This is a genomic window from Asanoa iriomotensis, assembly GCF_016862515.1.
In the GTDB taxonomy this organism is placed as follows: domain Bacteria; phylum Actinomycetota; class Actinomycetes; order Mycobacteriales; family Micromonosporaceae; genus Asanoa; species Asanoa iriomotensis.
In genome coordinates, this window is the sequence record NZ_BONC01000136.1 from 1 (window position 1) to 7,985 (window position 7,985).

The window sequence follows — 7,985 nt, forward strand, 5'->3', positions numbered from 1 at the left end:
CCCGCCCCGCCCTTCCCGGTGGGTCCCCGCAGCTCGGCGGGGTCCGGGGCAGAGTCCCGGAGACCCAGTCAGCTAGCCCCGCCGTCCCACAAACAAAGATCACCGCTCGCCGCTGAAAGCTGGTCGCGCCGGGTTGATCTTTAAGGGGTGACCGGACGCGAACCTGGCAGCGGAGCGAAGCGGAGCGTTGTCCGGCGGGAGCGACGGTCGTGCCCACGGCGAACCCGGGACATGAACCCGCCCTTGCTCCTCCTGCTCCTGCCGCGGTGTTGGGAAGGCCACCTTGGGGGCGATTGGATATCGGGTGGGAGCCAATTCCCCACTACCCTGGCGAGGCGTAAAGGGCTGGGCGAGAGGAGTGTGGCCACGTGACCGAGACCACCGAGCAGGGCGGCGTTACCGGTACCTCGCGGGTGAAGCGGGGTATGGCTGAGATGCTCAAGGGCGGTGTGATCATGGATGTGGTCACCCCGGAGCAGGCCAAGATCGCTGAGGATGCGGGTGCGGTGGCGGTCATGGCGCTTGAGCGCGTGCCGGCTGATATCCGGGCTCAGGGTGGGGTTTCGCGGATGAGCGACCCCGACATGATCGATGGCATCATCAGCGCCGTTTCGATTCCGGTGATGGCCAAGGCGCGGATCGGGCATTTCGTCGAGGCGCAGATCTTGCAGGCGTTGGGTGTCGACTACGTGGACGAGTCCGAGGTGCTCACGCCCGCTGACTACAGCAACCACATCGACAAGTGGGCGTTCTCCGTGCCGTTCGTGTGTGGGGCTACCAACCTCGGTGAGGCTCTGCGGCGGATCACCGAGGGCGCCGCGATGATCCGGTCCAAGGGTGAGGCCGGCACCGGTGACGTTTCCAACGCGACGACCCACATGCGCAAGATCGGCGGAGAGATCCGGCGGTTGACGTCGCTGTCTCCTGACGAGCTCTACGTCGCGGCCAAGGAGCTGCAGGCGCCTTACGAGCTGGTCGCCGAGGTGGCGCGGGCCGGCAAGCTGCCCGTCGTGCTGTTCACCGCCGGCGGCATCGCCACCCCCGCCGACGCCGCGATGATGATGCAGCTCGGCGCCGAGGGTGTGTTCGTGGGTTCGGGCATCTTCAAGTCCGGCAACCCGGCCGAGCGCGCCGCCGCGATCGTCAAGGCGACCACTTTCCACGACGACCCCGACGTGCTCGCCAAGGTCTCCCGCGGGCTCGGCGAGGCCATGGTCGGCATCAACGTCGACGACATCCCGCAGCCGCACCGCCTGGCCGAGCGTGGCTGGTGACCGAGCGAAGCCTCGCACCGGTCGCCGAGTCGGCGGCGCTGCGCGTGGTGCGCAAGGTCGGCCGTGTCTACGACCGGGAGACCGCGGCGGCGGGGGAGCGCGGTCGGCTCGCCGGCCCGCGCCCGGCCGAGCGGGGCGGGCGTGGCCGTGTGCGTCCGGCCGAGCTAGATGGGCGTGGCCGCGTGCGTCCGGCTAAGCGGGACGGGTGTAGCCGCGTGCGTCCGGCCGAGCGGGACAGGCGTGGCCGCGTGCGTCCGGCGGAGCGCGACGGGCATAGCTGCGTGCGTTCGGCCGAGCGGGGTGGGCGTGGCCGTGTGCGTTCGGCTGAGCGAAGCGAGGTGGCTGCGTGACGGTTCGTCCGGTTGTCGGCGTTTTTGCCCTGCAGGGCGACGTGCGGGAGCATGTCCGCGCGTTGACCGCCTGCGGCGCGGACGCCGTGCCGGTGCGCCGGCCCGCCGAGCTCGACGACGTCGACGGGCTGGTCATCCCGGGCGGTGAGTCGACCACGATGAGCAAGCTGTCGGTCGAGTTCGGGTTGTACGACCCCATCGCTAAGCGGCTCGCCGATGGGATGCCCGTCTATGGCTCGTGCGCCGGCATGATCATGCTCGCCTCGACCGTTCTGGACGGGCGTCCGGACCAGCGCAGCTTCGGCGCGATCTCGATGACGGTGCGGCGGAACGCGTTCGGGCGGCAGGTGGACTCGTTCGAGGCGCCGGTGCCGGTCGCCGGTCTGGCGGGCGACGATCCTTTCCACGCGGTGTTCATCCGGGCGCCGTGGGTGGAGTCGGTCGGTGACGGTGTGACGGTGCTGGGTGCGATCGACCGGGCCGGTGCCGACGGGGTCATCGCGCCGCACGTCGTCGCCGTCCGGCAGGGCGCGGCGCTGGCCACCTCGTTCCATCCGGAGCTGACGGGCGATCTGCGGCTGCACGGGCTGTTCGTGGAGATGGTGCGCGCGGCCGCCTGACCGGCCCGGGAATGCCTGGGGCCTGTGACGCGTTCCACTCGTGTCCGTTCTGGGCGGCTCGCGTGAGTGGATCATCCCTGGCGAAGGCCCGCGCCACTCTCCTGCGTAGACTTGGTTGCTTGGGCAGCCTCGTCCGCCCGTTTCCGCTGCCCAACCTGGGGTTACTTCGGAGGTCATCCATGTCCGGCCACTCAAAGTGGGCGACGACCAAGCACAAGAAAGCCGTCATCGACGCCAAGCGCGGCAAGATGTTCGCCAAGCTGATCAAGAACGTCGAGGTGGCGGCCCGCACAGGTGGTGGCGATCCGGCTGGAAACCCCACGCTCTACGACGCCATTCAAAAGGCGAAGAAGAGCTCCGTGCCCAACGACAACATCGACCGCGCGGTCAAGCGTGGGTCGGGCCTGGAGGCCGGCGGTGCCGACTACCAGACGATCATGTATGAGGGTTACGGCCCCAACGGCGTCGCGCTGTTGATCGAGTGCCTGACCGACAACCGCAACCGCGCCGCGACGGAGGTGCGCACGGCGCTGACCCGCAACGGCGGCTCGTTCGCCGACGCGGGCTCGGTCTCCTACATGTTCACCCGCAAGGGCGTTGTGATCGTGCCGAAGGCCGGGCTGTCCGAGGACGACGTGCTCCTCGCGGTGTTGGACGCCGGCGCCGAGGAGGTCAACGACCTGGGCGAGGCCTACGAGGTGGTCTCGGAGCCGACCGACCTGGTCCCGGTGCGGACGGCACTGCAGGACGCGGGCATCGACTACGAGTCGGCGGAGTCGTCGCTGGTGCCGAGCGTCAACGTGCCGCTGGACGAAGACGGCGCCCGCAAGATCTTCAAGCTGATCGATGTCCTGGAAGACTGCGATGACGTCCAGAACGTCTACGCGAACTTCGACGTCTCCGACGACGTCATGGCGTTGATCGACGCCTGATCCGGGCGGCGGAGCCGCAAGGCGATTGGCACAACCCGACTGCGTGGCAGGGCCACGCGTCGGGTTGTTTCCGTATTACGTTGGGCTATTCTCGTAATACGGGGAGGTAGCGGTGCCGCCGATGCGGATCAGCTCGGTGAAATGGGGTGCGAACACCTTGTATGCGACGAGGAGGGCGTCCATCAAAGAGATTGAGCACGTCCTGCTGACGCCGGGCGCGAAGTTTCGCCGGAACCTACGGGGCAGGGCCGCGACCCACATCGCCACCGGTCGCACGCCGGCCGGGCGGATGCTGACGGTTGCGTTCGTCTACTCACCCGAGGGCCGCGGGGCTACGCCGATCAACGCATGGGATGCCTGATGAGCAAGGACAAGCACACCGCGAAGAGCCGAGCCGCGACCACGCCGAGCGACGAGACCGATCCGGTCACGGGGCTGACCGAGGACGAGATGCGGGAACTCGCCGACCAGGCGTACGAGCAGCGCGACGAGGACGGGGCCTGGGAGGACGTCGAGCCGGCCGAGATCGACCCTGAGGTGCGCTCGATTGTCTCGGTGCGGTTCAACCGCGGCGAGCTGGCACGGATCGAGCAGGCCGCGAAAGACGCGGGAATGCCCGTTTCCACCTTCATCCGCAGCGTCGCGTTGCGAGCCGCGACCGGTGACGACGCGGCTGCCCAGAGCAAGGTGGCTGAGTTGGTCCGACACATGCAGCAGGACCTCACGGCGCTCGCTCGTCAGATTCGTTTCACCGCCTGAGACGAATGGTCCACAGTGGTCGGTGGGACAGGGATGGGTGGCGCCGGTAACGTGAAGGGGTGAGTGAGTCCCGTTCCGTGCCCGGTTGGTTGGCCGACGCTGTTCTTTATCAGATTTATCCCCAGAGCTTCGCCGACTCCAACGGTGACGGGATCGGCGATCTCGGTGGGATTGTCGAGCGGCTCGACTACCTGCGGTGGCTTGGTGTTGACACCGTGTGGTTCAGTCCGTGCTTCGCGTCGCCGTTCGCGGACGCGGGATACGACGTCAGCGACTACTTCTCGATCGCGCCCCGCTACGGCACCAACGACGATCTCGTCGCCCTCACCGAGGCCGCGCGTGAGCGGGGGATCCGGGTCCTGCTCGACCTCGTCGCCGGGCACACGTCCGACCAGCATCCGTGGTTCCGGGCCTGGGCCGACGATCCCGACGACGACCGCTACATCTGGTCGCCCAAGGTCGGTGCGCCGGCCGGGGCGTGGGCCCCTGCGCCCGGGCGGCGCGGCGGTTACTTCATGCTCAACTTCTATCCGTGCCAGCCGGCGCTCAACTTCGGCTACGCCCGCGACGACGTGCGCGAGCCCTGGCGGCAGTCGGTCGACGCGCCCGGTCCGCGTGCCAACCGCGAGGCGTTGCGCGAGATCATGGGCTTCTGGTTCGACCGCGGCATCAGCGGCTTCCGGGTCGACATGGCGGCGTCGTTGGTCAAGGACGATCCCGGGTACGTGGAGACCGGCAAGCTTTGGGGCGAGATGCGCGCGTGGATGGACCGCGCGTACCCCGACAATGTCCTGATCCCCGAGTGGGGCGACCCGGCGGTGGCGGTGCCGGCGGGCTTCCACGCCGACTTCTTCCTGCACTTCCGAGGCAACGCGCTGCTCTCCCTGTGGCACCTCGGCGTCGGCACCGCCGACCCGTCGTGGCCGACCGACCCGGCATTCTTCGACGCCGAAGGACTTGGCGCGATCACGGAGTTCGTCACACAGTGGCAGAACGCGGCGGAGGTGATCGGCGGCTCGGGCCACATCGCGCTGCCGACGGCCAACCACGACTACGCGCGCCTGGTGACGGGCACGCGCTCACGGGAGCACGTGGGCGCGGCGTACGCGTTCCTGATGACCTGGCCGACGCTGCCGACGATCTACTACGGCGACGAGATCGGCATGCGCTACGTCCCCGACCTGCCCGACAAAGAGGGCAGCATGCTGACGCCCCTCAACAACCGCACGGGCTCCCGGACGCCGATGCAGTGGGACTCGTCGCCCAACGCGGGCTTCTCGACGGCGCCGGCCGACCAGCTCTACCTGCCGATCGACCCGGACCCGGCGCGCCCGACCGTGGCCGCGCAACGCGACGACGAAAGCTCGCTGCTCAACCTGGTGCGCCGGCTGATCGCGCTGCGCCGGGCCACGCCGGCACTGGGCAGCAGCGCGCCGGTCGAGGTCCTGCACAGCGGCTACCCGTTCGTCTACACCCGCGGCGGCACGCACCTGGTCGCGGTCAACCCCCGCCGCGCCCCGGCCACGGCGTCGCTGCCGCCGGGCCTGGTCGGCGACAGCGTCCGCGCCCTGGAGGTGCACGGCGCCCGCCTGGCCGAGACGGAGGTCAAGCTCGACGGCTTCGGTTACGGCATCTACGCCCTGTGACGACCCGTTGAGCAGGTTGTTGACAATAGGTGCTCCCATGTAAGCGGCGCTTGTTTGAGCGTCGAGGGGGTGCGCGAATGCGGCGACCTGTCTGGCGACTGGCTTGGTTCACAGCCCTGTGCTTCTTCGCCCTCGGGTTGGGGTTCGGATCGGCGTTGGGGTTGCTGGTCAGTGCGGACGCGTGGCGGTTCCTCAGCGACGTGGGTCAGGCGTTCGGCACGCTGTCCGCACTGTTGTCCGCCGTCGCCCTGCTAGGGGTCTGGTCGTCGATCAGACTGCAGACGCGACAGGCGGAGGTCGCCAAGTTCGAAGCCGTTCGCGGCATCCGGGGCCAGCTGATCCAGTTCGCCTTTGACGAGCCGGAGCTGTTGTCGCTCTGGGGATTCGACCCGACGGACGGCGAAGAGAACATGCGTGAGGCGGCGTACCTCAGCATGATTTTCTCTTTTTGGAAGATGGCCTACGCGGTCGGCGCCATGACCGACCTGGAATTGGTCACCGCAGGCCCCGTGATCTTCAGAAGTACGCGGACCCGAGCGTGGTGGGCCGACGCACGGGGTACCTACCTCGCGGATACCGCGTCGCCCGAGGTGGCAATGTTCGCTCGCATGATGGACGCGCAGTACCAGTTGGCGCGGATACGGCACCGGCCCACAGGCGACGAAGGAGCCTGACGCAGGGCGTGGCCCGCGTCGGGTAACCCCGTGGCTGTGGACCGGTTCGATGCCGCGACGTCGAGGTCGGCGCTCGCGGGCTAGGGCCTTGCCGCCGTATCGAAATCGCCTCGCTTGGTGTCATCGATAAATGATCGCCAGACGTCGGTCGAGAACGCGAGCACGGGTGATTGCGAGGCGATCTTTCCGTCTCGCATCAGCGCGCCTTCGTCGCTGAGCGACACCTCGACGCAATGGTCCACATTGCACCGACTGGAAATCTTCCAGTGAACACTCATATGAGGCCCTTTTCGAAATGGTCGGCCCCGTGCGGGCCGGGTAACAAAGGAATACAACGAACGAACGCCAACGTCACGTGAAGCGACTTTGGCGTGTTGCGACACGATTCGGCGGGTCAGCTCCTGCCCGAGGGGAGGGCCCCAGCCCCGTCGAGCGCGCAAGGGAGGAAACCCGAGCGACCCGCGTAAGGCGGAGGTCAGGCAGTTCGCGGCAAGAGTTTAGTGTGGACCGACCGAAGCACAATAGATGTGGCACCCGATCGTTGGGCTCCTTCTTTCGGGGTCGTCGCCGAGACAGCCCCGTCTGGTGGACCGTCAACGGTTGGGTTGTGGCCGGCAAAGCAACGGAACCAACGATGCCGAATTGGACCGTGTCGACAGCCGGGAACGGGGATAACCTCGGTAAACATGGATCTTGCCGCTGCGCAGAAGCTCTGGGAGCCGATTCCCGGTTGGCTCAACACCGCGAGTTACGGACTGCCGCCCAAGCCGGCATGGGATGCGTTGCAGGTCGCGCTCGAGGACTGGCGGGTTGGGCGCACGTCGTGGGAGCCGTGGGACGAGGCGACGCAGCGGTGTCGGGCCGCGTATGCCCGGTTGATCGGCGTGCCCCTTGCCGACGTCGCGGTCGGTTCTGCCGTTTCGCAGCTCGTCGCTCCCGTTGCCGCCGCTCTGCCGGCCGGGACCCGGGTCGTGGTCGCCGAGGGCGACTTCACCTCGATCGTCTTCCCGTGGGCCGCGCACGGGCACGACGTGGTCGGCGTGCCGGTCGGCAAGTTGGCTGACGCGGTCGACGCCGGGACCGAGGTGGTCGCGTTCAGCCTCGTGCAGTCCGCGGACGGGACGATCGCGCCCTACGCGGAGATCGTGGCGGCGGCACGGGCCGCGGGCGCGCTGGTGATCGTCGATGCGACGCAGGCGTGTGGGTGGTTGCCGTTCGACGGCGCGTTGGCCGACGCCGTGGTGACCGGCGGTTACAAGTGGTTGATGGGGCCGCGGGGGACGGCCTACGGCTACTACGCGCCCGCGTTGCGGGAGCGGATGACGCCGTCCGCGGCCGGCTGGTACGCGGGCGAAGACGTGCACAGCTCCTACTACGGTCTGCCGTTGCGGCTCGCCGGCGACGCGCGGCGGTTCGACATCTCGCCCGCCTGGCACAGCTTCGTCGGGTCCGCGCCCGCGTTGGAGTTGATCGAGGAGATCGGCGTGGCTGCGATCCGGGACCACGACGTGCGGCTGGCCGACCGCTTCCTGGCGGGCCTGGGCAAGCCACCGGCGGGCAGCGCGATCGTGACGGTCGACGTGCCGGACGCACAGTCGAAGCTCGAGCGCGCCGGCATCCGCGCCGCGGTGCGCGCCGGTCGGGTTCGCGCCAGTTTCCACGTCTACTCCACCGACGACGACGTCGACCTGACGCTCGAAGCGTTGTCGCGATAGCCGGTCTGCGGCCCG

9 protein-coding genes are annotated in these 7,985 nt (G+C 68.5%); 8 read left to right on the top strand and 1 reads right to left on the bottom strand.

Translation table 11 applies throughout. The annotated features are described in order from the left end of the window. Positions 1-368: 368 nt before the first annotated feature. The 7 genes from pdxS to Air01nite_RS39975 all read left to right on the top strand — a co-directional run bounded on the left by pdxS (position 369) and on the right by Air01nite_RS39975 (position 6,255). On the top strand, positions 369-1,274 hold the full coding sequence (gene pdxS / locus Air01nite_RS39945) for a pyridoxal 5'-phosphate synthase lyase subunit PdxS (protein WP_203708630.1): 906 nt from the start codon (positions 369-371) through the stop codon (positions 1,272-1,274). A gap of 346 nt (positions 1,275-1,620) precedes the next feature. Continuing rightward, positions 1,621-2,244 (top strand): pyridoxal 5'-phosphate synthase glutaminase subunit PdxT, encoded by a 624-nt coding sequence (gene pdxT / locus Air01nite_RS39950; RefSeq protein WP_203708631.1) that lies wholly within the window; start codon positions 1,621-1,623, stop codon positions 2,242-2,244. A gap of 179 nt (positions 2,245-2,423) precedes the next feature. Then, complete coding sequence (locus tag Air01nite_RS39955) at positions 2,424-3,176, top strand: YebC/PmpR family DNA-binding transcriptional regulator (protein WP_203708632.1); 753 nt, start codon at positions 2,424-2,426, stop codon at positions 3,174-3,176. 121 nt (positions 3,177-3,297) lie between these two features. Next, the gene (locus tag Air01nite_RS39960; protein WP_203708633.1) at positions 3,298-3,537 is read left to right on the top strand and encodes a hypothetical protein; all 240 of its coding nucleotides are present in this window, start codon (positions 3,298-3,300) and stop codon (positions 3,535-3,537) included. Next, positions 3,537-3,935 (top strand): plasmid mobilization protein, encoded by a 399-nt coding sequence (locus tag Air01nite_RS39965; RefSeq protein ID WP_203708634.1) that lies wholly within the window; start codon positions 3,537-3,539, stop codon positions 3,933-3,935. The genes Air01nite_RS39960 and Air01nite_RS39965 overlap by 1 nt, the downstream gene beginning before the upstream one ends. Positions 3,936-3,994: 59 nt before the next feature. After that, entirely contained in the window at positions 3,995-5,581 is a 1,587-nt protein-coding gene (locus tag Air01nite_RS39970; protein ID WP_203708635.1) for an alpha-amylase family glycosyl hydrolase, read from the top strand. Between the two features lie 77 nt (positions 5,582-5,658). Beyond that, on the top strand, positions 5,659-6,255 hold the full coding sequence (locus tag Air01nite_RS39975; protein WP_203708636.1) for a DUF6082 family protein: 597 nt from the start codon (positions 5,659-5,661) through the stop codon (positions 6,253-6,255). 80 nt (positions 6,256-6,335) lie between these two features. On the opposite strand, the gene Air01nite_RS39980 is transcribed toward Air01nite_RS39975, so the two are convergent. Beyond that, positions 6,336-6,533 (bottom strand): DUF397 domain-containing protein, encoded by a 198-nt coding sequence (locus tag Air01nite_RS39980; RefSeq protein ID WP_203708637.1) that lies wholly within the window; start codon positions 6,531-6,533, stop codon positions 6,336-6,338. A 408-nt stretch (positions 6,534-6,941) separates the two neighbouring features. Between Air01nite_RS39980 and Air01nite_RS39985 the strand changes: the two genes are divergently transcribed. Further along, positions 6,942-7,970 (top strand): aminotransferase class V-fold PLP-dependent enzyme, encoded by a 1,029-nt coding sequence (locus tag Air01nite_RS39985; protein WP_203708638.1) that lies wholly within the window; start codon positions 6,942-6,944, stop codon positions 7,968-7,970. The last annotated feature ends 15 nt before the right edge of the window (positions 7,971-7,985 follow it).